The sequence below is a fragment of the Aliivibrio fischeri ATCC 7744 = JCM 18803 = DSM 507 genome, assembly GCF_023983475.1.
Lineage (GTDB): Bacteria > Pseudomonadota > Gammaproteobacteria > Enterobacterales > Vibrionaceae > Aliivibrio > Aliivibrio fischeri.
Window position 1 is genome coordinate 2,481,172 of record NZ_CP092712.1, and the last position, 26,310, is coordinate 2,507,481.

Annotated in this window: 21 protein-coding genes; 9 read left to right on the plus strand and 12 right to left on the minus strand. The window is 39.5% G+C overall.

All coding sequences use genetic code 11. The annotated features are described in order from the left end of the window. Positions 1-56 precede the first annotated feature (56 nt). Positions 57-2,429 (minus strand): penicillin-binding protein 1B, encoded by a 2,373-nt coding sequence (gene mrcB / locus AVFI_RS11370; protein WP_188863887.1) that lies wholly within the window; start codon positions 2,427-2,429, stop codon positions 57-59. Positions 2,430-2,453: 24 nt separating this feature from the next. Next, positions 2,454-4,919, minus strand: coding sequence for an ATP-dependent helicase HrpB (gene hrpB, locus AVFI_RS11375; RefSeq protein WP_188863886.1), 2,466 nt, complete (start codon positions 4,917-4,919; stop codon positions 2,454-2,456). 59 nt (positions 4,920-4,978) lie between these two features. On the opposite strand from hrpB, the gene sfsA reads away from it, so the two are divergent. The 7 genes from sfsA (at position 4,979) to panC (ending at position 10,891) form a co-directional block, all read left to right on the plus strand. Further along, a complete protein-coding gene (gene sfsA / locus AVFI_RS11380; RefSeq protein ID WP_054776184.1) occupies positions 4,979-5,686 on the plus strand; it encodes a DNA/RNA nuclease SfsA in 708 nt (235 codons plus the stop codon). 165 nt (positions 5,687-5,851) lie between these two features. Then, the gene (gene dksA / locus AVFI_RS11385; protein WP_005420851.1) at positions 5,852-6,301 is read left to right on the plus strand and encodes an RNA polymerase-binding protein DksA; all 450 of its coding nucleotides are present in this window, start codon (positions 5,852-5,854) and stop codon (positions 6,299-6,301) included. A 64-nt stretch (positions 6,302-6,365) separates the two neighbouring features. Then, positions 6,366-7,259, plus strand: coding sequence for a tRNA glutamyl-Q(34) synthetase GluQRS (gluQRS, locus tag AVFI_RS11390; protein WP_005420853.1), 894 nt, complete (start codon positions 6,366-6,368; stop codon positions 7,257-7,259). Positions 7,260-7,279: 20 nt separating this feature from the next. Further along, positions 7,280-8,707, plus strand: a complete 1,428-nt coding sequence (gene pcnB / locus AVFI_RS11395; RefSeq protein ID WP_035457698.1) for a polynucleotide adenylyltransferase PcnB — start codon at positions 7,280-7,282, stop codon at positions 8,705-8,707. Then, entirely contained in the window at positions 8,704-9,189 is a 486-nt protein-coding gene (folK, locus tag AVFI_RS11400) for a 2-amino-4-hydroxy-6-hydroxymethyldihydropteridine diphosphokinase (protein WP_005420858.1), read from the plus strand. Before pcnB ends, folK begins: the two co-directional genes overlap by 4 nt. A 22-nt stretch (positions 9,190-9,211) precedes the next feature. Next, complete coding sequence (gene panB, locus AVFI_RS11405) at positions 9,212-10,006, plus strand: 3-methyl-2-oxobutanoate hydroxymethyltransferase (protein ID WP_012533595.1); 795 nt, start codon at positions 9,212-9,214, stop codon at positions 10,004-10,006. 9 nt (positions 10,007-10,015) lie between these two features. Then, entirely contained in the window at positions 10,016-10,891 is an 876-nt protein-coding gene (panC, locus tag AVFI_RS11410) for a pantoate--beta-alanine ligase (RefSeq protein ID WP_012532890.1), read from the plus strand. 100 nt (positions 10,892-10,991) lie between these two features. Here panC and AVFI_RS11415 read toward each other — a convergent pair whose 3' ends face one another. From AVFI_RS11415 to AVFI_RS11425, 3 genes are all read right to left on the minus strand, one after another. Next, positions 10,992-11,726, minus strand: a complete 735-nt coding sequence (locus tag AVFI_RS11415; protein WP_188863888.1) for an ABC transporter permease — start codon at positions 11,724-11,726, stop codon at positions 10,992-10,994. Between the two features lie 35 nt (positions 11,727-11,761). Continuing rightward, entirely contained in the window at positions 11,762-12,679 is a 918-nt protein-coding gene (locus tag AVFI_RS11420) for an ABC transporter ATP-binding protein (RefSeq protein ID WP_054776183.1), read from the minus strand. A gap of 152 nt (positions 12,680-12,831) precedes the next feature. Then, complete coding sequence (locus AVFI_RS11425) at positions 12,832-14,487, minus strand: SulP family inorganic anion transporter (protein WP_054776182.1); 1,656 nt, start codon at positions 14,485-14,487, stop codon at positions 12,832-12,834. Between the two features lie 292 nt (positions 14,488-14,779). On the opposite strand from AVFI_RS11425, the gene can reads away from it, so the two are divergent. Then, a complete protein-coding gene (gene can, locus AVFI_RS11430; RefSeq protein WP_012533718.1) occupies positions 14,780-15,436 on the plus strand; it encodes a carbonate dehydratase in 657 nt (218 codons plus the stop codon). Between the two features lie 120 nt (positions 15,437-15,556). On the opposite strand, the gene AVFI_RS11435 is transcribed toward can, so the two are convergent. Together AVFI_RS11435 and hpt are read right to left on the minus strand one after the other, a co-directional pair. Next, entirely contained in the window at positions 15,557-15,808 is a 252-nt protein-coding gene (locus tag AVFI_RS11435; RefSeq protein ID WP_005420873.1) for a hypothetical protein, read from the minus strand. Between the two features lie 534 nt (positions 15,809-16,342). Beyond that, complete coding sequence (hpt, locus tag AVFI_RS11440) at positions 16,343-16,873, minus strand: hypoxanthine phosphoribosyltransferase (RefSeq protein WP_054776181.1); 531 nt, start codon at positions 16,871-16,873, stop codon at positions 16,343-16,345. A 374-nt stretch (positions 16,874-17,247) separates the two neighbouring features. Between hpt and AVFI_RS11445 the strand changes: the two genes are divergently transcribed. Next, complete coding sequence (locus tag AVFI_RS11445; RefSeq protein ID WP_011262617.1) at positions 17,248-17,853, plus strand: TetR/AcrR family transcriptional regulator; 606 nt, start codon at positions 17,248-17,250, stop codon at positions 17,851-17,853. A gap of 61 nt (positions 17,854-17,914) precedes the next feature. Here AVFI_RS11445 and AVFI_RS11450 read toward each other — a convergent pair. From AVFI_RS11450 to pdhR, 5 genes are all read right to left on the minus strand, one after another. After that, positions 17,915-19,086, minus strand: a protein-coding gene (locus AVFI_RS11450; protein WP_139073841.1) for an IS3 family transposase whose coding sequence is annotated in 2 segments (ribosomal slippage) — positions 17,915-18,816 and positions 18,816-19,086 — 1,173 coding nt in all. Because the reading frame shifts where the segments join, the coding sequence is not laid out codon by codon here. Between the two features lie 117 nt (positions 19,087-19,203). Further along, a complete protein-coding gene (gene lpdA, locus AVFI_RS11455) occupies positions 19,204-20,631 on the minus strand; it encodes a dihydrolipoyl dehydrogenase (protein ID WP_005420880.1) in 1,428 nt (475 codons plus the stop codon). Between the two features lie 275 nt (positions 20,632-20,906). After that, positions 20,907-22,793, minus strand: a complete 1,887-nt coding sequence (gene aceF, locus AVFI_RS11460; RefSeq protein ID WP_155663041.1) for a pyruvate dehydrogenase complex dihydrolipoyllysine-residue acetyltransferase — start codon at positions 22,791-22,793, stop codon at positions 20,907-20,909. A gap of 27 nt (positions 22,794-22,820) precedes the next feature. Then, a complete protein-coding gene (gene aceE, locus AVFI_RS11465) occupies positions 22,821-25,484 on the minus strand; it encodes a pyruvate dehydrogenase (acetyl-transferring), homodimeric type (protein WP_065621851.1) in 2,664 nt (887 codons plus the stop codon). Between the two features lie 55 nt (positions 25,485-25,539). Beyond that, positions 25,540-26,310 carry a pyruvate dehydrogenase complex transcriptional repressor PdhR gene (gene pdhR, locus AVFI_RS11470; protein ID WP_005420885.1) on the minus strand — a complete coding sequence of 257 codons (771 nt, stop codon included), beginning with the start codon at positions 26,308-26,310 and terminating at the stop codon, positions 25,540-25,542.

A 26,310-nucleotide genomic window follows, 5' to 3' on the forward strand; every position in this document is an offset into this window, starting at 1 on the left:
CTCTCTTAATTATCTAGCATGATTTGATAATTAAGAGAGGATCTCTTTGTTAACCGTTAAAAACCAAAAATATCAGTTAACCAAGCTGCAGGCTTATTCTTTTCACACTCAGCTTTATACTGCCCTTTTTGATCCCAAATAGGTAACTTCACTCGACCTGAACAATCTGGTTCTAGTGTTTTATTGCTTTGTAAATCAAATCCAGCGGTTGTCACTTCATTTGGCCACGGTAATTGAAGCACTTCAGGAGAGCGCATACTTAGATAATCAGCATAAACTCGTAACGCACCACTTGAACCTGTCAATTTCATTGGTTTGTTATCATCACGACCTAACCAAGTAATAGCAACCTCACGACCATCAATACCTGCATACCAACTGTCTCTTGAATCATTACTTGTTCCCGTTTTACCAGCTAAAGCCGCCCAACTATATTTACTATTTAAGAAGCGAGCCGTTCCTTCACTCACCGTTCGTTTCATTCCATACACAGTTAACCACGTTGCTTGTTCAGGAACTACTGCGGCTGATTTAGGGAAGTTTTCATAAAGTAAATTTCCATCATTATCTACAACCGCCTTAAGTGCTGTTAAAGCGGCTTTTCTCCCACCGTTACCAATCGTTTGATACATTTGAGCGACTTGATATGGCGATAAGTTGATGGATCCTAATAGCATTGATGGCACTTGATTAATCTCATTTGCATCAACCCCTAATTTAACTAAAGTGTCAGTTACTTTGCTTAAACCAACCATTAAACCGAGATTTACTGTCGGTACATTTAGAGAACGAGAAAGAGCATAATAAAGAGGAACCTCTCCTCTGAATTTACGATCAAAGTTTCTTGGCGTCCAAGTTGTACCTTTACTTCCTTTTAATGCAATCGGTTTATCATCTAACGTTGTCGCTAATGAAAACTTATCCGGTGTTTCTAATGCACTCAAATAGATAGCAGGTTTAACTAATGACCCAATTGGTCGTTTAGCATTAATCGCTCGGTTAAATCCATCAAATCCAGTTCGGCTACCACCAATCATTGCTCGAATTTCACCACTTTGGCGATCAACAATCACCATTGCAGCTTCCAAGCCTTTCCCTGCTCTTTTTTCTAACTGAGGTACTGTTCTCTCAACAGCCCGCTCTGCTTTTTGTTGAGACAGAGGATCCAGAGTAGTGAATACTCGTAGCCCTTCCCCTTTCTGATATGCCTTACCCGCTTTCTCTTTCAGTTCCCATTTTAATTGCTGGAAATAAGCCGGCTGTCTTGTCGCTATAGTTGCTCGTTTTTTTACATCTAGTGGACGGCTGGCTGCCATTTCATATTGATGCGGCGACAAGATCTCTTCTTGCATCATTAATCGAAGAACTAAATCTCGGCGCTCTTTCACTCGTTCAGGGAAACGCATCGGATTGTAATAAGACGGGCCTTTCACCATACCAACTAACATTGCTAGTTGATCAATACGCAACTCTTCTATAGGTCGTCCAAAATACACCTGTGCAGCCAAGCCAAAACCATGAATGGCCTCTCCACCAGTTTGCCCTAAATACACCTCATTTAAATACGCTTCTAAAATACGGTCTTTGCTGTAACGATAATCTAAAATTAATGCAAGATACGCTTCTCGAACTTTTCGCCATAATGTACGTTCACGAGAAAGAAATAAGTTTTTCGCCAATTGTTGAGTCAGCGTACTACCACCTTGCACGGTTCGTCCTGCCTTAGCATTCACTACCATAGCTCGAGCTATAGCAAGAGGAGAAACGCCATCATGCTGATAAAAATCACGATCTTCGGTCGCTAGTAAGGCATCAACCATTACCTCAGGAAACTGCTCTCTACGTAAGAATAAACGTTGTTGATCATCATCAGCATCCAACATACCTAAGAACTGAGGCTCTATTTGTAAAAAACCCATCTGCTTCATTACGCTTCTATTTTCAATTTTCTGAAGTCCTTCAGAATTAAAATAAAGCATGACGTGGCGATCTGGTTCTGGTCCTTGTTGAAATTCAAAAGGACGACGAATTAATTCAATTTTTGTTGATGATGATGAATATTCACCAGGGCGTTGAGGTTGACGTACTTTTTGATATTTAAGTAAATCCAACTCATTTTGAACCGTTTTTAAACTGATATTTTGCCCAGGAGATAACGTTAACACTCGGCTATAAACAACCGTTGGTAAGCTAAATAATTGACCATCAAAACGTTTCTTAACTACGGTATCAAGATAAATACCGGCGATAACAAGAATAGCTAAAACAACCAAACTTAATTTAAAGCCTAAAATCATCAGACTCTTCCAAAAAGGACGAGACGATTGCGCTTTTTTCTTAGATGATGTTTTTCTTTTCGCTGGTGCTTTTTTCTTTGCTGTCGTTTTTTTAGGGGCAGCTTTTGTTGGTGTTTTTTTCTTTTCAGCCATGAGAAATCTTTTTAATTATGAATATTAGTTAAAGTGACGTTTTGTTTTTTTGGTTGCTTGATGTGTTGCAGGATCATCTGGCCAAATATGCTTTGGATAACGTCCTTTCATCTCTTTTTGTACTTCTTTATAAGAACCTTGCCAAAAACCAGCAAGATCGCTTGTTGTTTGTAATGGTCTTTGCGCTGGTGACAATAGCTCCATCATTAGTTTCTTTGTTCCTTTTGCTAATAATGGCGTTTCAGCCTCTCCATATACTTCTTGCATTCGAACTGAGATCTTAGGTTCTGATTGTAATTGATACTGTATCTTTGCTTTTGTTCCTGTCGGTAATACGTAATGATTAGGTAAATATTCATTAATTAACTGCATATTATTCCAACCAACATAAGCCTCTAGCACTTCCATAATGTTCAGTGCTTTTAGTTGTTTATCACTTTTGATGTGATTCATAAAAGGTTGCAGCCACTTATCGACATCATTTAATAAATGGGTTTCATCTAACAAAGGTAAACCCAATTCAGGCAACCATATCGATGCACATAGCAAACGAGAATGAAATGCTTCTACTGTGTCACTCCAATTTAAGCTAGATAATCCTTGTCTCTGAACCATGCGTAGCAATGCTTCTGATATTTTACTTTCATCTGGTGACTTTATTAGTTGACGCTTAATCACCAACGCCCCTAATTGAGTCCGTTGTTCGGCAAGCATGCGACCATTTTTTTCATCCCAATCAACATACTCTACTTCAGATAGTAAATCAGAACAGGAGTCTAAAAGTGATGACAGTGTTAAAGAAGCACCAAGTAAAACCTGACTGCGGTTATTTACGCCTTTTAATAAATCAACCACCACCAAATAATCACTTTGAGCAAGATTTTCTAGTTCATCAACTTGAACCCCATGCCCATTAGATAATTGAAATTGACCAGAGTTACCTTTAGCCATTGCAAGTCTATCGGGAAAACCATTAACTAATACTTCTCCTACATAAGTAGGTGATGCCAATTCTTTATCTTCATTAACTAAGAGTATTTTAGCTAATCGGTGAGCTCTTTGATGATAATAATTTGATTTCGGATACTTCCCATCTAGCAGCAAAGAAAGGTGGTAACTTACGTCTTTTGACTTTATCGACTGAGCAGGCTCTTCAATAATCGGCAAAAGAAATAATGCCGTATTTAGATGAGCCAATGACATTTCCTTTGCACGAAGCAATATCCTAGAAAGTCGAGGATCCATTCCTAAATGTTGTGATTGTTCACCAAGCACTGTCAATTGTCCTTGGGTATCAAGTTGTCCCAATTGTTTTAACAATTCTTTTGCTTGTTGAACATTAGAATTGGGTGGCAATGTTAACCATTGTAAATCCGAGGGTTGTGTCACTCCCCACTTGGCTAACTCTACAATCAAAGAACTAAGATCTGACGATTCAATTTCAGGGGTAGGAACTAACGCTTGTTGTTTGAATTGCGACTCACTGTACAGTTGAATGCAGACACCTGATTCTAAACGTCCTGCTCGTCCTTTTCTTTGCTCTGATGCTGATTGTGCTATACGCCTTTTTTCTAATTTTGTAATTCCTGTTTTCGCATCAAAGCTCGCCTTATTTTCATACCCACTATCGATAACGACTCGAACACCTTCAATCGTTAAACTGGTTTCAGCGATATTCGTTGCAAGTACAACTTTTCTTTGTCCTATTGGTGCAGGTATTAATGCTTGTTGTTGCTTTCTTATTTCCAGTTGACCATACAAAGGAGCAAGAATCACCTCTGATGAAAGATCACTTAACCTTTCTTCCAGTTGTTTAATCTCCCCGACTCCAGAAAGAAAAACCAAAATTGAGCCAGTTTCATTAATCAAAGTTTGTCGAATAGCATTCTCTGTTGCATCAAGTAATTTTTGATTCGCTTTTAATGGCTGATAACGTGTTTCAACTGGAAATAAACGACCGTCTGACTCTAAATAGGCCGCATTCGGTAATAATTTTTGCAGTGCTGCCTGATCTAATGTTGCTGACATCACCAATAATTTAAGATCTTCCCTCAGAGCCTCTTGGACTTCCAGAGCAAAAGCTAAAGAAGTATCTGCGTGAATGCTTCTTTCATGGTATTCATCAAAAATAAGTAACCCTACGCCTGATAATTCAGGATCAGACTGAATCATACGAGTCATGATCCCTTCTGTCACAATCTCCAAACGAGTTTTAGAGCTGACCTTTGCTTCACCACGCACTCTAAAACCAACCTGTTCCCCCACCTTTTCACCTAATTGAGATGCTAAGTAATTCGCAATATTACGGGCAGCTAAGCGCCTTGGCTCTAACATAATAATTTTGCCGTCAATCAGATTCTCTCTTAATAAAGTAAGCGGCAAAAAAGTAGACTTACCAGCACCTGTCGACGCTTTTAATATAAGCTGAGAGTGGTGCTTTAATTTCTCAATCAGTGATGGGATCACTGTTTCAATAGGTAACTGTGACAATGGGTTCGCCTTATGGCATTATCTCGAATTAAACCATTGTACAAAAAAACAGTAGTTAAATGAAATTTGAACCTGAATTAGAATCTGGGAAGCTGATAAAACGCTATAAACGCTTTTTAGCTGATATTAAACTTGAAGATAATAGTGAACGCACGATTCATTGTGCTAACACTGGGGCAATGACTGGCTGTGCAGAACCTGACAGTACGGTGTTTTTTTCAACATCCAGTAATCTCAAGCGCAAATACCCTAACAGTTGGGAGCTCAGCGTCACAGAAAACAATCACACAATATGCGTTAATACCCTTCGAGCTAATCAATTAGTTGTCGAGGCGATTCAAGAGCAGAACATAAAAGAACTGACTGAATATGACGAGCTAAAAACCGAAGTAAAATACGGCTCAGAGAACAGTCGAATTGATATTTTACTTACTGGTAAATCGTTACCTGACTGCTATATTGAAGTGAAGAGCGTCACATTATTAAGTGAATCGGGGCAAGGTTTCTTTCCTGATGCCGTTACAACTCGAGGCCAAAAACACTTAAGGGGATTAAGCGAAATGGCACAACTTGGCCATAAAGCCATATTATTTTTCGCTGTTTTACATTCAGGTATTGAAAAAGTCTCAATCGCACACCATATAGACCAGCAATATCATTCTTTATTAATTGATGCGATTGAAAATGGGGTCAATATTCTCTGCTACCAAGCAGAGATGTCATCAAAAGAGATGAAGATCGTACGCAAGCTACCTTTTAGTATTTAGTCACTTCACTAGTGTAATAAATACATTCTTTTTAAGAAAAGTGCTACGTTCTTGCTACTGGATCTCAATTGATGAAATCAATATTTGATTGCCTCTTTTCTTTCTGCTATAGATAGCGCCCTCATTTGGCTAGTGAGAGTCAAAGACGTTTTAGGAGAAGCTGTAATGCCAGAGAGCAATACAAAAAGAACGCTAGGAATTCTAGCTATCGCTGGTGTTGAACCTTATCAGGAAAAAGCCGGTGAGGAATACATGGGCCCAGCCCAAGTTGAACACTTTACAAAGATTCTAGAAGCTTGGCGTAACCAACTTAGGGAAGAAGTTGCACGCACTGTGAACCACATGAAAGATGAAGCAGCGAACTTTCCAGATCCAGTTGATCGCGCGGCTCAAGAAGAAGAATTTAGTTTAGAACTGCGTAATCGTGACCGTGAGCGCCGTTTAATTAAGAAAATTGAGAAAACACTAACAAAAATCGAAGAAGAAGAATTCGGCTTCTGTGATTCTTGTGGTGTTGAAATCGGTATTCGTCGATTAGAAGCACGTCCAACTGCTGATCTTTGTATTGACTGTAAAACTCTTGCAGAAATCAAAGAAAAGCAAATGGCAGGTTAATACCTATCAAATCATAAAAAAGGGAGCATTAGCTCCCTTTTTTACGTTTAAATAGTGAATATTTATGACAACTCAATACATTGGTCGTTTTGCACCATCACCTTCTGGTCCATTACACTTTGGCTCTCTTGTTGCAGCGCTAGGGAGCTACTTACAAGCTAAATCTCATCAAGGAAAATGGCTCCTTCGTATTGAAGATCTTGACCCACCAAGAGAAGTACCAGGCGCCGCTTCCTTAATCATTCAAACCATAGAGAATTACGGTCTAGAATGGGACGAAGAAATTGTATACCAAAGTCAACGACACGATTTATATCAATCTCAAATAGATAAATGGCTGCAAGAAAACAACGCTTATTATTGCCAGTGCACACGTAAACAAATAAAAGAAGACGGTGGTTTTTATTTAGGTCACTGCAAAGATAAGCTCCATTCAGAAAAAAATTCCGCTGTTCGTTTGGTTATGCAACATCCTGTTGAATCATTTAATGATATTAAACATGGCACGATTACAATCCCAAGCCAACTTGCACAAGAAGACTTTATTATTAAACGTCGAGATGGATTGTTTGCTTATAATCTCGCCGTGGTTCTTGATGATATAGACCAAGGAGTTACCGAAGTGGTCCGCGGTGCCGATCTCATTGAACCGACAGGACGCCAAATATCACTTTACCGTCAACTGGGTGCGAATGAAGTTAGCTACCTTCATTTACCCCTTGCTGTTGATGAAAAAGGTAATAAACTTTCTAAACAAAACTATGCACCCGCTATTGATAATAGTACCCCTAAACCAACACTATTAGCTGCATTAGCATTTTTAGGGTTTATAATTCCATTAGAAGTAAAACAAGCTACATTGAATGAAATTCTTCAATGGGCAATCCAACATTGGCAATTAAATCAGCTTCCAACTGGGCTCGAGATCACTACCCCATTCTCAAAACCCTCAATTTAAGCTATGATGTGCGCCTATTTTTGACTGCTCACTTGAATATCGAGGTTATTATCTTTAATCAAGTTGCCCGTTTTTGTCGTAATTTACTCAAAAACAACAGTGATATTTGCTCAACAGAGGATTTGAAACTGAACGTTATCACACGCCAAGAACATAATATTTCACGTAAAGATTTGAGTGATAATGCACTTAAAGTTCTTTACCGTCTAAGTAATGCTGGATATGACGCTTATCTGGTAGGCGGAGGTGTGCGCGATATCTTATTAGGTCAAGAGCCTAAGGACTTTGATATTGCAACCAATGCAACTCCAGAGCAAATCAAAAAACTATTCAGAAACTGTCGTTTAATTGGTCGACGATTCCGTCTTGCTCATATTCTTTTTGGTCGAGATGTTATTGAAGTTGCCACCTTCCGTGGTCACCACAAAGAAGAGAATGAGAAAAAGAATATCTCAGCTCAATCTGACGAAGGGATGCTACTACGCGATAACGTATATGGCACAGTAGAAGAAGATGCTGAGCGTCGTGATTTTACGGTTAATGCGATGTACTACAATATCGCAGACTACTCGATACACGATTACGCTAACGGCATTGAAGATTTAAAAAATGGCATTATCCGTTTAATTGGTGATCCAGAAACTCGTTATCGCGAAGACCCAGTCCGTATGCTTCGTGCAGTTCGTTTTGCTGCAAAATTAGATATGACTATTTGTGATAAAACAGCAGCACCTATTGCTGAGCTTTCACCTCTACTTAGAGACATTCCTGCTGCTCGATTATTTGAAGAGTCATTAAAACTACTGCAAACAGGTAATGGATTAAACACTTACTGGATGCTACGAGATTTTAATCTTTTCCAACAATTGTTCCCTGTGCTAACTCCTTTCTTAACTGAAGAAGGAAATAGCCCAGCTGAACAAATGATCGAGCTTGTATTACGCTCTACAGATAAGCGAATTAACAGCGGTAAGCGTGTAAACCCTGCGTTTATGTTTGCTGCAATGCTTTGGTATCCATTAACGGCAAAAGCGCAAGAAATCCAAGATGACAATCCAAAATTTGATCACTACGAATCAATAATGGAAGCATCTAATCTAATTCTTGATACTCAAGTAAGAAGCACTGCGATCCCACGTCGCTTAACTGCAACAATTCGTGATATTTGGCAACTTCAATTACGCTTACCTCGTCGCACAGGTAAACGAGCTTTTGTACTTATTGAACAACAAAAATTCCGTGCCGCTTATGATTTCTTAGAAATGCGCGGCAAAGTTGAAGGCGGCGAAACTAAAGATTTATGTGACTGGTGGACTGAGTTCCAAGATGCACCAGCACCACATCGAAACAATATGGTTCAAAATTTAAACGGTGGTCGCCGCTCTGGTGGACCTCGTAAGCGTCGCAGCCCATATCGTAAGAAAAAAAGAGCAAATAACGACTCATGATCAAAGTAATTATTGCGATTGGGAGTAACCTTGGAGATCCCGTAGCTCAAGCAAAAGTGGCTATCAATGCCCTGCACCAGCTCCCGGACTCTAAAGTAACAGCGGTATCGTCGCTTTACAGCAGCTCACCTATGGGCCCTCAAGATCAACCTGACTACATTAACGCAGTTGTTGAGATTGAAACCAACCTTGCTCCAATGGAATTACTGGATCTCACTCAAAAGATTGAGCTTGAGCAAGGTCGTGTGCGTAAGGAAGAGCGCTGGGGACCAAGAACTTTAGATCTCGATATTATTTTATTTGGCGATCAAACGATCGACAATGAGCGATTAACCGTGCCTCATTACGGCATGAAAGAACGTGAATTTGTTCTTTATCCGCTCGCTGAAATTTATAATGATTTAACTTTACCTGATGGCACAACCCTCTCTCAGTTACTAAAAACTGTCGATAGAAATGGTTTGTCTATTTGGGAAGATTAATCGCTTCTAGTAAGGATGTTTTATGAAAAAAATCTCTATTCATGACTTAATGAAGTGGAAGCAAGAAGGCAAAAAATTTGCCACTGTTACAGCATATGATGCTAGCTTCGCACAACTATTTGAACAGCAAGAAGTCCCTGTTCTATTAGTCGGTGATTCATTAGGTATGGTTTTACAAGGTAAGAGTGACACGCTACCTGTAACCACTGAAGAGATCGCTTACCATACTCGCTGTGTGCGTGCTGGTAGCCCAAATAGTTTAGTTATGGCTGATATGCCATTCATGAGCTATGCTACTCCAGAACAAGCGTGTGAAAATGCAGGCAAGCTAATGCAAGCAGGCGCTAACATGGTAAAAATTGAAGGCGGAGAATGGATAGCTGAAACCGTTCGCATCCTTGCTGAGCGCGCTGTACCGGTTTGTGCACACCTTGGTTTAACACCTCAATCAGTTAATATTTTTGGTGGATTCCGCATTCAAGGCCGTGATGAAGCTAAAGCAGAGCAAATGGTAAAAGATGCACTAACACTTGAAGCTGCTGGTGCTCAAATTATTCTATTAGAATGTGTTCCTGCTTCTCTTGCTGAACGCATTACAAAAGCATGTACCGTTCCTGTTATTGGTATTGGTGCAGGCAATGCAACGGATGGTCAGATCCTTGTAATGCACGATATGTTTGGTATTTCAGCTAACTACATGCCTAAATTCTCTAAAAACTTTTTGGCAGAAACTGGTGATATGCGTAAAGCCGTCACTAAATATATTCAAGATGTTGAGCAAGGTACATTCCCTGCTGCTGAACATACATTTAACTAAGGAAACGTAATGGACATTTTTTCTGAAATTTTACCATTACGCGAGCAGATCAAAACTTGGAAACGCGAAGGTAAACGCATTGCTTTCGTACCAACAATGGGAAATCTGCACGAAGGTCATTTAACCCTAATTCGCACAGCTCGCGAACATGCTGATATTGTTGTTGCTAGTATTTTTGTTAATCCGATGCAATTTAACAATGTTGATGACCTAACTAACTACCCAAGAACAATGGACGAAGATGTTGAAAAACTTACTTCTGAAAACGTTGATCTTGTCTTCACACCAACACCTGAGATCATGTACCCAGAAGGATTAGAGAAACAAACAACTGTTGATGTTCCTGTTATCTCTACCATTTTAGAAGGTGCTTCTCGTCCAGGTCACTTTAAAGGTGTTTCGACGGTTGTTAATAAGCTATTCAATATTGTTCAACCTGATGTTGCTTGCTTTGGTGAAAAAGATTTCCAACAGCTTGCGCTTATTCGTCAAATGGTTATCGATATGGCGTTAGATGTTGAAATCGTTGGCGTACCAACCGTTCGTGAAATGGATGGATTGGCAATGAGCTCACGCAATAACCTATTAACACTTAATGAACGTCAGCGTGCACCAGTTTTAGCTCGCACTATGCGTTGGATCAGTAGCCAAATGCGTGGCGGCCGTAATGATTATCTATCTCTAATTGAAGATGCTAGTGATCAACTACGCGCAGCGGATCTGCAACCGGATGAGATCTTCATTCGTGATGCAAGAACGCTACAAGAACCAACAGAAGAGACAACTCAAGCCGTTATTCTAATGGCAGCCTTCCTTGGTCAAGTTCGTTTAATTGATAACTTAGTTGTTGAATTATCGGCGACATCGAGCGACGAAGAAGAGTAATCTTTTCTAAAAGAAAAATAAAAGGGCTGAAGATAATCACTATCTTCAGCCCTTTTTTCATCTATGATTTTACATGTAACATATAATAGTAATGTAGCGATTAACTTCTTAAGCCAATCCCCTTAGAGACCAGGTGCCAAGCAATACTATATAAAGCAATAATAAACACAGACAACACAGCAAATGCCGTACCGATCCCAACATCAGAGACACCTAAGAAACCGTAACGGAACGCATTTACCATATAAACTATCGGGTTTAACTTAGAAACCCCTTGCCAAAATTCAGGCAATAGACTTATCGAGTAAAAAACACCACCTAAATACGTTAATGGCGTTAATACAAACGTTGGGATAATACTAATGTCATCAAATGTTCTAGCAAAAACGGCATTAATCAATCCACCCAATGAAAAAACAATGGATGTCATTAATACCGTCAGCATGATCACGCCAAGATGAGCAATTTGAATATCAACGAAAAATAGAGACACACAAGTAACTAATGCACCAACCAACAAGCCTCGAACAACACCACCACCAACAAATCCTGCGATAATAATGTAGTTAGGTACAGGAGCCACAAGTAACTCTTCTATGTTCTTTTGAAACTTAGAACTAAAGAAAGAAGAAGCTACATTTGAATATGAGTTAGTTATAACTGACATCATGATCAAACCAGGAACAATATATTCCATATAACTAAAGCCACTCATTTCACCAATGCGTGACCCAATTAAATTACCAAAAATAATGAAATAGAGCGTCATGGTTATTGCTGGTGGAACTAATGTTTGAACCCAAATACGAACAAAACGGTTTATTTCTTTTGAGATAAGGCTTTTAAATGCTGTTCAATATAAATTCATCATTATTTTGCTTCTCCTGAACGAACAATACTAACAAACAATTCTTCTAATCGATTTGCTTTATTCCTCATAGAGAGCACATTAATACCTTGATGATTTAACTGCTCAAAAAGGTAATTAAGTCCCTGAGATTTATCAATTTCAACTTCAATAGAGCCATCTTTACAACTGGTTATTTTTGCACCGTCTAAAACAGGAACAGGGCTATTTTCAGCAAGATCCAAAATAAAGGTTTCAACTTGAAGTTTATTCAATAATGACTTCATTGAGGTATTCTCTATTACCTCACCTTTATTAATAATTCCTATATTTCGACAAAGCATTTCAGCTTCTTCAAGATAGTGCGTAGTTAATATGATCGTCACTCCTTGTTCATTAATTTGCTTTAGAAACTCCCACATAGAACGACGAAGCTCAATATCAACACCAGCTGTTGGTTCATCAAGAATTAATAATTTAGGTTCATGCATTAAAGCACGAGCAATCATTAAGCGACGTTTCATACCTCCAGATAAGTTACGTGCACGATCATTTCTTTTTTCCCACAGATCCAACTGAGTTAAATATTTTTGAGCTCTCTCTTTTGCTAATGTACGAGATACACCATAATAACCCGCTTGTTGAATTACAATTTGCAACACGGTTTCAAATGGATTGAAATTAAACTCTTGTGGTACCAAGCCTATTTGCTGCTTTGCCTGTACTAGTTGGGTATCAATGTCATAACCAAATACTTGTACTTGGCCTGATGTTTTGTTTACCAAAGAGCTAATGACACCTATTGTCGTCGACTTTCCTGCCCCATTAGGACCAAGTAAGGCATAAAAATCTCCTTTTTCAACGGTTAAGCTCACTCCTTTTAGAGCTTCAAAACCACCTGAATAGGTTTTTCTTAATTGTTCAATTTCTAATGCGTACATTTATTTACCTATTATCTGGAAGTAAATATCTAATAATTGATCTAGATTATCGTTAAATTACGATGAATGCAAATTCGCGTCTTTAATGAATAATAAAAAAACCGCAGAGTGATTCACCCTACGGTTTGATTTATTCCAATTAAGCTAATACGTTACTCTTCATTCGGTGAAACATATTTTATTGCAGACTTAAGCGCTTCATAACGAAATTTATAGGTGTTCTCACTCGGAATTAAATCCGTAACATGAAACTTCTCTAACTGTTCTTTCGTTTGCTCATTGGGACATAATAAGTACACTTTACAATCTGCATCTAATGCATCATTAATCGCATTCTCTAACGCCAACCCAACGGTCACATCAATCATAGGCACATCGGTTAAATCAAGTATCATGACTTCATAATCAGAAATACTGCTGTGCTGTCTTGAAATGGCTTTAGACACACTGAATATCATTGGGCCCGATAAGTAAAAGAAGAGTACTTTTCCATTGGCTTTATCTAATAGTGCTTTTTCACTGTCCGTTAAAGGAACATCATCTTCATCAGCATCGCTGATCGCTTTTACTTGCCTTGCTTGCTCTCGGCTTAATCGCTCTATAATAATAATATTAGAGATAAATACACCAAGGCCAACCGCCACAATTAAATCAACAAATACGGTTAATAACATAACACCGTACATAATGGCCATGCCTGCAAAGCTAACTTTATGAGCGCGTTGAATAAAACTCCAATCCAAAATATTAAAACCGACATACACAGCAATACCAGCTAATACCGCCATCGGAATAGGTTCAGTTAATCCACCTGCAACCAATACGACTAAAGCGAGCACTGCTGCCCTAAACACCCCAGATAACGGTGAGCGAGCGCCAACTTGAATATTAGTTACCGTCCCCATAGTAGCACCAGCACCAGGTAAAGCACCAAATAAGCCAGAGATCATATTCGCTAAACCTTGGCCTCGTAACTCTTTATCTGAATCGTGCTCCTTACGTGTTAATGAGTCACCAATCACGGCAGTCAACAAGGTATCTATACAACCCAATGTGCCAAGAACCAAAGCGTCAATAACCATGGTGGTGAACATTTCAAAATTAATGGTTGGAATAACCAGAGAAGGTAGACCGGCAGGTATCTCACCAATTCGACGAATAGATTCCATATCAAAAAAGAGAACAGAGAGCAGAGTTACCGCAACAAGAGCCACTAATTGAGCTGGTACGTATTTTCGATATTTATCAGGAAATAAAAATAAAACCCCAAGCGTTAATAACCCAAGAAATAACTCTTTAATGTCCAAGTTAGCTAATGTATCAGGTAATGCAGATAAGGTTCCGATAACTCCCCCCGCAGGTGCTGCATGCCCTAATAAAGGAGAAAGTTGAAGAATGATAAGAATAATACCGATACCAGACATAAAGCCAGAGATAACACTATAAGGCATCAAGGTAATGTATTTACCCAGTTTTAGTGTACCGAGTAAAATTTGGAACGCACCGGCCATCATTACAACAGTAAACGTCATAGCCATACCCGTTTCAGGATATTTCGCTACCATACTAGTTAAAACAGCAGTCATGATAACGGTCATGGGACCTGTTGGCTCAGAGATTAACGTTGAAGAGCCCCCAAATAATGAAGCAAAAAGCCCCACCATTATCGCCCCCCAAAGACCGGCCTCAGCTCCAGCACCAGATGCCACACCAAACGCCAGTGCGAGAGGGAGCGATATTATGGCCGTGGTAACCCCTCCAAAGAGATCCCCTTTTAAATTAATATTGTCAAACCGTTGACCAAACACCGTTAGCTCCTTGTTTATAAACACGTTAACCTCATTAATTTAACAAATGTTATTCATCTCTCATAATAGTTAATTAGAACTAATCACTACTACTTATGTTCTAACTATAAATAAAGACTAAAAAGCCATTTTTAAAAGCATGAACTCGTCAGATGAGTACTTTTAAAAGCATTTTTTAGCAGATTGAAATTGTAACATTGTGTATAGTAAATAAACCTGTTGAGGTTTTTAACAGAAAGAAGTTTAGGTAATACTCTTCCTTCTTATGTATTTAAGGGATGAAAAATTTAAAATGCCAGAAATTAAAGAACTTTTTGAGAATAATTCTAAATGGGCTAAATCAATAAAAGCAGAACGCCCTGAATATTTTGCAAAACTAGAAGAAGGTCAACACCCAGGTTTTTTATGGATAGGTTGCTCAGATAGTCGAGTACCAGCAGAACGTTTAACTGGGTTATATTCCGGCGAACTATTTGTACATCGAAATGTAGCAAACCAAGTTATTCATACAGATTTAAACTGCTTATCCGTTCTTCAATATGCTGTCGATGTTTTAAAAATCAGACATATTATTGTTTGTGGCCATTATGGCTGTGGTGGTGTAAATGCAGCTATTGATAATCCTCCTTTAGGCTTAATCAACAACTGGCTACTACATATTAGAGATTTATTCCTAAAACACAGAACTGTATTTGGTAAATTACCTCGTGAAGAATGGGGTGATAAGTTATGTGAAATTAACGTCGCAGAACAAGTATATAACGTAGGTAACTCAACCATTATGCAAAACGCTTGGGAACGTGGACAAGACGTTCAAATTCATGGTGTTGTGTATGGCATGGGGGATGGCGTTTTAAATGATCTTGGCGTAAAAGGTCATAGTCGTGAATCATTAGAAATATCATATCAAGCAGCAATGTCTAATATTACTAATGTTGGTGATGAATGATAAAAGGGAAATAATATCGTTCCCTTTTATCATAAAAAATATATACACTGCATTATAACAAACACAAATAATATAAGTTGCCAGAGAAAGCATTCACCACTTACTTTCTCTGGCTATTTATTACGTCGCTATTCTCAAGCGTATGAGTCGACGAAGATGACGTACTTGGCGCTCGGCTTTAAATACAGGCTGTTCAAGATCGCTGATAGTTCGACCATCAAGATGCAAACCTATATCTTTTAGTAAATACTCATTTCCCCATGGAATTTCATATTGTACTTTACGTACGGCACGTTTCCACTCTCGCTCTTCACGAGCTAAATCCGCTTTAATAAGTAAAGTCGCTAAACGTAGGTATATTGAATGACGCATAATATTTCTCCAAATATGTATATGTGAGAGATATTGCGACTAATGCTAAAGGAATATACAAAGGAACCCTTCTAAAGATAGCCGCAATATTCGCAGCCTTAGAAGGTTACGAATTAATTAATCGTTTCGAACGCTCGTAAATGCAAACGAGGTATTAGGGGTACAACATTGTTTGTACATATGAATAACCATCATGTTGACCTCCTAAAACGTAAAATTAATTCTTTAAATAGGTAAGATGTAAATTTTATTTACGGTTAAATTGTAACCGCCAGCGATTATTTTTCAACCACAAATTTGAAACATTTAAAAAACAAAATAAACACATTGAAATACTTTATTTACTTAACATTCATTCTAATATTGGAATAAAAAAATGTTTCTAACCGAAGCTTTCGCTATATAAAATAACCAATAGTTATATCAGTAAAAAAGCCAAAGAACATGAAGATTCTTTGGCTTTATTCTTCTACTTAATAGCATTATTAAGCATCAAGATTAGAAAACGGTAATGCGTGAACACCCGCTTTCAAATTATTCTTGCGGTACCACTTTTCCGATATACGATAAGTTACGGTACTTCTGAGCATAATCAATACCCACACCAACAACAAATTCGTCAGGGATTGAAAAACCAATCCAATCAACATTGACTTCAACTTCACGACGAGAAGGTTTATCAAGTAATGTACAAATCGTAATTGAATTTGGTTCACGAATTGATAGGATCTCACAAACCTTACTTAACGTATTACCTGTATCAATAATATCTTCAACTAGAAGAACATCTTTACCTTTAATATCGTCATCTAAATCTTTTAAGATTCGTACATCACGAGTACTTTCCATATTGTTGCCGTAACTTGATGCTGTCATAAAGTCTACAGTCATTGGCACATCAATAGCTCGCGCTAAATCAGCCATGAATACGAATGAACCTCGTAATAAGCCAACCATTACTAATCCTTCAGAATCTTTATAGTGTTCTGAAATTTGTTGACCTAGTTCTTTTACACGTTGGTTGACCTCTTGCTCCGAGATCATTACCTCTACTGTATGTTTCATACTATCTCACTTATTCGTTGAACCTACTAAGAGTAGGATTAGACCTGCACAGTTTACAGCAAAATAGAAAATGAAACGTGAGTAATTATAAAAGTTTTTCTCAACTGAGATTAAGAAAGAGCTGTTAACGCGTTTATAGTGACATAAAAAGATAATCAACACTTGGCAATAACTACATTCAAAATGTAAACTTCACTTTCTATTTATTGCGTAAATATATGCAATATTGAAAAAAATTCTTTAAGTTCGTCATAAATTTCATTGATCAGCTGAATAACTGTTGAATATATAAGCAGCCTTATGTAAAGTTATTGAGAATAATAATAATAAAACCCTATATAAAATAATAATTTGTTGGCAAGGATATAAATATAATGGATACAATCCAAAAAAGGCCTAGAACAAGGCTATCTCCAGAAAAGCGCAAAGAACAATTACTTGATATCGCAATTGAAGTATTTTCACAACGTGGCATCGGTCGCGGTGGTCATGCTGATATTGCAGAAATCGCTCAGGTCTCTGTCGCTACCGTGTTTAATTACTTCCCAACAAGAGAAGATCTTGTTGATGATGTATTAAATAAAGTTGAAAACGAATTTCACCAATTCATCAATAATTCAATTTCTCTTGATCTTGATGTTCGTTCTAACCTTAATACTCTTCTTCTGAATATCATTGACAGTGTTCAAACTGGTAATAAGTGGATCAAAGTATGGTTTGAATGGAGTACCTCTACTCGTGATGAAGTATGGCCTCTTTTCTTAAGTACTCACTCAAATACAAATCAAGTTATCAAAACTATGTTTGAAGAAGGTATTGAACGTAACGAAGTATGTAACGATCATACCCCTGAAAACCTAACAAAAATGCTTCATGGTATTTGTTACTCTGTTTTCATTCAGGCTAACCGTAATAGTTCATCTGAAGAAATGGAAGAAACAGCAAATTGCTTCTTGAATATGTTGTGTATTTATAAATAGATTCAGGATTCAGGATTCAGGATTCAGGATGATATGACCCCTTAAAAGTAGACACGGGGTTTTAGTTACTTAACTCAAAATCTATGGGGCTCTTTCCTCCTAGAGTCCCATGCCTTCTTATCGGATTATAATAGCCATCGATATAAAGTCGACTTTGCATTGTCATCTCTTCTCTTGATAGTTGCCCTAAACAGCTTATCCATTCCTTTTTATACTGAGCAAAGAAACTCTCTGAACAAGCATTATCCCAACAGTTTCCTTTACGGGACATACTGATTGTTATTCCTCTCTTGTACAACCAACGCATCGTCATCTCTGACGTATACTGAACTCCTTGGTCTGAATGAAACATCAATTGACTACCATCAGGTCTACGTCTTTCCCAAGCCTTCTTTAAACTACGAACTACAAGCTCTGCGTTGTTAATCCTACTCGTCGACCAACTGATGACCTTTCTTGAGTAAAGGTCTAATACAACACATAAGTACTGCCAACCCTCACTACATCGGACCTGAGTAATGTCTGAAGTCCAAACCCTGTTTGGCTGTGATACTGAAAACTTTCGGTCCAGTAAATTAAAAGCTGGAAAGCCTAATTTCTGCTTAGGCGCACACCCATGCCTCTTCTTACTCGCTCTGGAACGATAACCAAGACTTTGAAGCAGACGTTGGATCCGTTTCTTATTACAAATAAAACCATAAGAGATAGCGGCTTCATAGAGTTTTCTATAGCCAGGGACACAGTGTTGACGTTCGCTTTCGTCTTTTAAAAAACACTTCAATTCAGCGTTATATCTATCGCGAAGCGTAGGCTCTCTATTTAACCACTTATAATACCCTGAAGTGGACACATCAAGATAGCGACAAAGTTTTACTACCGGCCTTACTGGGCTTGAGTACTTGGAAATAAACTCAAATCTTATTCTCTTCGTCTTTCGAAGTAGGCCGTCGCCTTTTTTAAGATATCGTTCTCCAACTCCGCATCTGCTAAGCGTTTTTTAAGTTCGACAACCTCACGCTCTAGTTCTTTTAGCGATTTTTCAGGGCCTTTATTAGGAATGGGCGCTACTGTGTGTTTTTTAGATGTCATCTGGCTTCTCCATTTTACCAATAGCTGAGGAGCGATCCCAATAGAGATCGCCACTGATTTTACTGTATCTGGAGAGTCTAATGACTGTTGAACTGCGTTTCTTTTGAACTCATTAGAAAACTTTCGTTGTGATTTGATTTTCATGTCACTCAATCCTCGTGATCGAGTGTCCACTTTATTGGGGTCAAATCAGGAAATGATAATAATAAAAAACCGCTGATTTCTCAGCGGTTTTTTTATGTCTTAACAAATGCGTCAGAATTATTTTTTCTTTTTAACTGCTTTTTTGTTTGGAAGGTCAGTGATTGAACCTTCAAATACTTCCGCAGCTAGACCCACAGATTCATGTAGAGTTGGGTGAGCGTGGATAGTAAGAGCGATATCTTCTGCATCACAACCCATTTCGATTGCTAGGCCGATTTCACCAAGAAGTTCACCACCGTTTGTACCAACGATAGCACCACCAATTACACGGTGAGTTTCTTTATCAAAGATAAGCTTAGTCATACCATCAGCACAATCAGATGCGATTGCACGACCTGATGCAGCCCATGGGAAAGTAGCAACTTCAAAGTTTAGGCCTTCTTCTTTTGCTTCTTTCTCTGTTTTACCAACCCAAGCAACTTCTGGCTCAGTGTAAGCAATTGAAGGAATTACTTTAGGATCGAAGTAGTGCTTCTTACCAGAAATAACTTCAGCCGCTACGTGACCTTCATGCACACCTTTGTGAGCAAGCATTGGTTGACCAACAACATCACCGATCGCATGAATGTGAGCAACGTTAGTACGCATTTGCTTATCAACATTGATGAAACCACGCTCATCAACTTCGATACCTGCTTTTTCAGCATCGATAAGTTTACCGTTTGGTACACGACCGATAGCAACAAGAACCGCATCGTAACGCTCAGCTTCAGCTGGTGCTTTTTTGCCTTCCATTGAAACGTAGATACCGTCTTCTTTTGCTTCAACAGCTGTTACTTTTGTCTCAAGCATTAGCTTGAATTTGTCTTTAATGCGTTTTGTGTACACTTTAACGATGTCTTTATCCGCTGCAGGGATAACTTGATCAAACATCTCAACCACTTCAACTTTAGAGCCTAAAGAGTGGTAAACCGTACCCATTTCAAGACCGATGATACCACCGCCCATAATCAGTAATTTTTCTGGTACTTCTTTTAGTTCTAGCGCATCAGTTGAATCCCAAATACGTGGGTCTTCATGCGGAATGAACGGAAGTTTAATCGGACGAGAACCAGCTGCAATGATAGCGTTATCAAAAGTAACTGTTGTGTTTTCTTCGCCTTCAACTTCGATTGTGTTAGGGCCTGTAAATTTACCGTAGCCATTTACTACAGTAACGTTACGCATCTTAGCCATACCACCAAGGCCGCCAGTCAGTTGAGTTACAACTTTATCTTTCCAGATACGGATCTTGTTAATATCAGTTTGTGGTTCACCAAAAACAACACCGTGTTCAGCCATTGCTTTTGCTTCTTCGATTACTTTAGATACGTGAAGAAGAGCTTTCGATGGAATACAACCCACGTTTAAACATACACCACCAAGAGTGCTGTAACGCTCGATTAATACTGTTTCTAGACCTAAATCTGCGCAACGGAAAGCAGCAGAGTAACCAGCAGGACCTGAACCAAGTACAACTACTTGGGCTTTAACTTGTTTGCTCATTTTGACCTCGTTATAGTCATTTCCCTAACAGGCTGACAGATGTTCTATTATTGTTTTCAAACCGCATTCATTTTACATATATGTTAACAGTGTGAAAGCAAGTTGGGGTTAGCCTGTGAGCTAGACAACAATTCACATTCAGCATGCTCCTTTTGGAACATTAAAAAAAACTGCAAATTGCTTTAAAAAATATAATGTAAGGAATAAATCCTTAAGCTTATTAAGCAATAAGGTGACCTATTAGCCACCTTATTGTTTGTTTCAATAACCGCTAATTACAGTACTAGACGACGAATGTCTGATAATGCACTGTTTAAGAAAGTAATGAAACGAGCACCCTCTGCGCCATCGATAACACGGTGGTCATAAGACAGAGACAGTGGAAGCTGTAGACGCGGAGCGAACTCTTTGCCATTCCATACTGGTTTAATCTCAGACTTAGAAACACCTAGGATACCAACTTCTGGTGCATTTACGATTGGTGTAAATGCAGTACCACCGATACCACCAAGGCTTGAGATTGTGAAACAACCGCCTTGCATATCAGAAGCGGTTAGTTTACCAGCACGTGCTTTCTTAGAAACAGCCATTAGCTCTTCAGATAGCTCGTAAATACCTTTTTTGTTCACGTCTTTAAATACAGGAACTACTAGGCCATTTGGCGTATCAACTGCGATACCTACGTTTACATACTTCTTAAGAATGATGCTTTCGCCATCTTCAGATAGAGAAGAGTTAAACGCTGGGAACGCTTCAAGTGCTTTAGCAACTGCTTTCATAATGAATACAAGTGGCGTGATCTTCATGCCTGTATCATTTTTAGCTTCGATTGCATTTTGCTCTTTACGGAATGCTTCTAGCTCAGTGATGTCTGCGTTATCCCACTGTGTAACGTGAGGGATCATTACCCAGTTACGGTGTAGGTTTGCACCAGAAATCTTCTTGATCTTAGAAAGTTTCTGAACTTCTGTTTCACCAAACTTGCTGAAATCAACTTTTGGCCAAGGAAGTAAACCAAGCGCTGAACCGTCACCACCTTTACCTGATGCAGCTGCACCAGACTCAAGGCGTTTAAGTGCATCTTTCACGAAACCTTGAACGTCTTCTTTAAGGATACGGTTCTTACGGCCAGTACCTTTAACTTTCGCTAGGTTTACACCAAATTCACGAGCAAGACGACGTACAACTGGAGACGCATGGGCGTAATCGTTGTTCGCTTCAAATTCACCTGTTGATGCAGGAGCAGAAGCTGCTGCAACTGGTGCCGCTGCAGGAGCTGCTTGTGCAACTGGAGCTGCCGCCGCTTGAGGAGCCGCTGGTGCCGCACCTTCAACAACAAATGTCATGATTAAAGAGCCAGTCGATACTTTATCGCCTGCAGCAATCTTAATTTCTTTTACTGTACCAGCAAATGGTGCAGGAACTTCCATTGATGCTTTGTCGCCTTCAACAGTAATTAAAGATTGCTCTTCTTCTACTGTATCACCAACGGCAACCATGATTTCAGTTACTTCTACTTCATCACCGCCGATATCTGGAACGTTCACTTCTTTCTCTGCAGATGCCGCAGGAGCTGCTGCAACTGGCGCTGCCGCTTCAACTGCTGGTGCAGTTGGTGCTGAACCTGCAACTTCAAAGATCATCACTAGAGAACCAGTTGATACTGAATCACCAGAAGCAATTTTGATTTCTTTTACCGTGCCTGCAAATGGAGCTGGAACTTCCATAGATGCTTTGTCGCCTTCAACAGTTAAAAGAGATTGCTCTTCTTCTACTGTATCGCCAACTGCAACCATGATTTCAGTTACTTCAACTTCATCACCACCGATATCAGGAACGTGAACTTCTTTAAGCTCTGCAACTGATGCTGCAGCAGGAGCAGCAACTGGTGCCGCTTCAACTGCTGGAGCAGCAGGTGCTTCTGCCGCACCCTCTGCTTCAAAGATCATAATAAGAGAACCCGTTGTTACTGAATCACCTTCAGCAATTTTGATCTCTTTAACGATACCCGCTTGAGACGCAGGAACTTCCATAGAAGCTTTATCGCCTTCAACAGTGATCAGTGACTGCTCTTCTTCAACTCGGTCACCGACCTTAACTAGAATCTCAGTTACTTCAACCTCATCTGCACCGATGTCAGGTACATTAATTTCGATTGTCATTGTTTGTTTCCTTAATTAATGGAAGTCTTATGCGTATTGCGGGTTAGTTTTTTCTGTGTCGATATTGAATTTAGCAATTGCTTCTGTAACAACAGATTTCTCAATATCACCACGTTTCACTAATTCAGTTAGAGCAGCAACAACTACGTAGCCTGCGTTAACTTCGAAGTGACGACGTAGGTTCTCACGGCTGTCTGAACGACCAAAACCATCAGTACCAAGTACTTTATAAGATTCAGTTGGCATGTACGCACGTACTTGTTCAGCGTAGTTCTTCATGTAATCAGTCGCAGCGATTGCTGGTTCGTTACCAAGAACCGTTGTGATGTACGGTACTTTCGCTTCTGCTTCTGGGTGTAGCATGTTGTAACGCTCTGCATCTTGACCATCACGAGTTAGCTCGTTGAAAGACGTTACAGAGAAGATATCAGATGCTACGCCGTACTCTTCACTTAGAATTTGTGCTGCTTTACGCACTTCATTCATGATAGTACCAGAGCTCATTAACTGAACTTTGCCTTTAGCACCAGCGTGAGATTCAAGCTTGTAGATACCTTTACGGATGCCTTCTTCAGCGCCTTCTGGCATTGCTGGCATTGCGTAGTTTTCATTCATTACTGTTAGGTAGTAGTAAATGTTTTCTTGGTTCTCACCATACATACGACGGATACCGTCTTGCATGATTACCGCTAGCTCGTAAGCAAACGTTGGGTCGTAAGAGATACAGTTAGGAACTGTGTTTGCCATAATGTGTGAATGGCCGTCTTCGTGCTGTAGACCTTCACCATTTAGCGTTGTACGACCAGCTGTTGCACCTAATAGGAAACCACGAGCTTGTTGGTCACCTGCTAACCATGCCATGTCACCAATACGTTGGAAACCGAACATTGAGTAGTAGATGTAGAATGGGATCATTGGTAGATCGTTTGTGCTGTAAGAAGTCGCAGCAGCAACCCAAGATGCCATTGAACCTAATTCATTGATACCTTCTTGAAGAACTTGGCCTGAAGTAGCTTCTTTGTAGTAAGAAACAATGCCTTTATCTTCAGGAGTATATTCTTGACCGTGTGGGTTGTAGATACCAATCTGACGGAACAGACCTTCCATACCGAATGTACGAGCTTCATCACAGATAATAGGAACAATGTTTTTACCGATGTTCTTATTTTTAAGTAGGATGTTTAACGTACGAACGTAAGCCATCGTTGTAGAGATGTCACGCTTTTGCTCACCTAGTAGAGGTGCAAATTCTTCAAGCTCAGGAACTTTAAATTCTTGAGTGAATTTAGGTAGACGCTTAGGCGTGTAACCTTGTAGCGCTTTACGACGAGCGTGTAGGTATTCGTATTCAGCAGAACCTTCTTCCAGTTTCAAGTAAGGTAGTTCAGCTACTTTCTCGTCAGAAAGAATGTCTTGTAGACCTAGACGATCACGTAGGTATTGTACGTGAGTCATGTCCATTTTCTTAACACCGTGTGCGATGTTTTTGCCTTCTGCAGCATCACCCATGCCGTAACCTTTAACTGTTTTAGCTAGGATTACTGTTGGTTTACCACCTGTTTCTTTTGCATTATTAAATGCAGCAAACAGTTTAGAAGAATCGTGACCACCACGCTTCAATTCGAAGATTTGGTCATCAGTCATATCTGCAACTAGTGCAGCTGTTTCAGGGTACTTACCAAAGAAGTGCTCACGTACGTATGCGCCATCTTTAGATTTAAATGTTTGGTAATCGCCATCGATAGTTTCATTCATAAGCTGAAGAAGCTTACCAGTTGTATCTTTAGCTAGTAGAGCATCCCAGTTGTTGCCCCAGATAACTTTAACAACGTTCCAACCAGCACCTTTGAATAGACCTTCAAGCTCTTGAATGATCTTACCATTACCCATAACAGGGCCATCTAGACGCTGTAGGTTACAGTTGATTAGGAAACATAGGTTGTCTAGTTTTTCACGTGCAGCGAAAGAAATCGCACCACGTGATTCTGGCTCATCCATCTCACCGTCGCCTAGGAAAGCGTATACACGTTGAGCTGAAGTATCTTTAAGACCACGGCCTTCAAGGTACTTAAGGAAACGTGCTTGGTAGATAGCAGAAATTGGACCAAGACCCATAGATACTGTAGGGAACTGCCAGAACTCAGGCATTAATTTAGGGTGTGGGTATGAAGGAATACCTTTGCCATCTACTTCTTGACGGAAATTATCTAGCTGCTCTTCAGTTAGACGGCCTTCAACGAATGCACGAGAGTAGATACCTGGAGAGATATGACCTTGGTAATAAACTAAATCACCGCCATCTTTCTCGTTAGGAGCACGGAAGAAGTGGTTGAAACATACTTCGTAGAATGCAGCTGCAGATTGGTAAGAAGCCATGTGGCCACCTAGATCCAAATCTTTCTTCGAAGCACGTAGAACGATCATGATTGCGTTCCAACGAATAATTGAACGGATACGACGTTCAAGAGTAACATCACCTGGGTAAGCAGGCTCTTGTGCCGCTGGGATGGTATTGATGTAGTTGGTATTAATACCTGTTGGCATATCAACGCCATCTAAACGAGCTTTATCAAGAACTTGCTCTAATAGATACTGGGCGCGTTCAACACCTTCTTCACGTACAACAGACTCAAGAGCTTCTAACCAATCCTGAGTTTCTAGTGCATCAACGTCATGCTTCATGTCAGACATGCGAGCTATCCTTTTATTTGTTGGTTCAAATAGGGTATCAACGATATTCTCTTACTTAATTCATATCGTTATTTTGCTGAATTCGACGAAGTGAACACTCACGTCGTGATTCTTCTTTGGTCAATTCCAGCAACGTTTCTTCAATATAAGCGAGATGAGAATGCGAGGCTAAACGTGCTTCTTCAGGCTTACCTGACACGATAGCTTCTACAATTTCAGCTCTGTGCTCTCTTACCTTTTCCACCACCGATTCTCGACGATTTAATAAGGTAAAATTTTGTAATACGTTTTGTTCAAGCAAAGGTTCCAGACTACGAACCATATGGAGCAGCACCACATTATGTGCTGATTCGGTTACTGTTATAAGATAGTGCATAACCGCAGAAGCTTCCGCTTCAAGATCACCATTTTTTTGTGCTTGTTGGATCAAACGATGTGACTCTTTGATCCGTTTAAAATCTTCTTCGTTACCACGTAAAGCGGCATAGTAGGCTGAAATACCTTCTAGTGCGTGGCGTGACTCAAGTAAATCAAATTGCGTTTCAGGGTGAGTGGCCAATAAATCTAACAATGGCTCAGAAAAACTTTGCCATAACCCTTTATTTACAAAGGTTCCGCCACCTTGACGCCGAGTCAATAAATGCTTCGCTTCTAAACGTTGTATCGCCTCTCGAACTGATGGTCGAGAAACATCAAACTGTTTTGCTAACTCTCTTTCTGCCGGTAACTTCTGACCAGGAGAAAGGATTCCTTCTAATATCAGCCTTTCTAACTCTTGTTCGATTACATCGGACAATTTTGGCTGGCGTATCCTTTGATATGTCAT

Excerpts from the sequence above, each read along its gene's own strand:
- mrcB (WP_188863887.1), bottom strand. The coding sequence starts at position 2,429 with ATGGCTGAAAAGAAAAAAACACCAACAAAAGCTGCCCCTAAAAAAACG.
- sfsA (WP_054776184.1), top strand. The coding sequence starts at position 4,979 with ATGAAATTTGAACCTGAATTAGAATCTGGGAAGCTGATAAAACGCTAT.
- dksA (WP_005420851.1), top strand. The coding sequence starts at position 5,852 with ATGCCAGAGAGCAATACAAAAAGAACGCTAGGAATTCTAGCTATCGCT.
- gluQRS (WP_005420853.1), top strand. The coding sequence starts at position 6,366 with ATGACAACTCAATACATTGGTCGTTTTGCACCATCACCTTCTGGTCCA.
- folK (WP_005420858.1), top strand. The coding sequence starts at position 8,704 with ATGATCAAAGTAATTATTGCGATTGGGAGTAACCTTGGAGATCCCGTA.
- panB (WP_012533595.1), top strand. The coding sequence starts at position 9,212 with ATGAAAAAAATCTCTATTCATGACTTAATGAAGTGGAAGCAAGAAGGC.
- panC (WP_012532890.1), top strand. The coding sequence starts at position 10,016 with ATGGACATTTTTTCTGAAATTTTACCATTACGCGAGCAGATCAAAACT.
- AVFI_RS11420 (WP_054776183.1), bottom strand. The coding sequence starts at position 12,679 with ATGTACGCATTAGAAATTGAACAATTAAGAAAAACCTATTCAGGTGGT.
- can (WP_012533718.1), top strand. The coding sequence starts at position 14,780 with ATGCCAGAAATTAAAGAACTTTTTGAGAATAATTCTAAATGGGCTAAA.
- AVFI_RS11435 (WP_005420873.1), bottom strand. The coding sequence starts at position 15,808 with ATGCGTCATTCAATATACCTACGTTTAGCGACTTTACTTATTAAAGCG.
- hpt (WP_054776181.1), bottom strand. The coding sequence starts at position 16,873 with ATGAAACATACAGTAGAGGTAATGATCTCGGAGCAAGAGGTCAACCAA.
- AVFI_RS11445 (WP_011262617.1), top strand. The coding sequence starts at position 17,248 with ATGGATACAATCCAAAAAAGGCCTAGAACAAGGCTATCTCCAGAAAAG.
- lpdA (WP_005420880.1), bottom strand. The coding sequence starts at position 20,631 with ATGAGCAAACAAGTTAAAGCCCAAGTAGTTGTACTTGGTTCAGGTCCT.
- aceF (WP_155663041.1), bottom strand. The coding sequence starts at position 22,793 with ATGACAATCGAAATTAATGTACCTGACATCGGTGCAGATGAGGTTGAA.
- aceE (WP_065621851.1), bottom strand. The coding sequence starts at position 25,484 with ATGTCTGACATGAAGCATGACGTTGATGCACTAGAAACTCAGGATTGG.
- pdhR (WP_005420885.1), bottom strand. The coding sequence starts at position 26,310 with ATGACATATCAAAGGATACGCCAGCCAAAATTGTCCGATGTAATCGAA.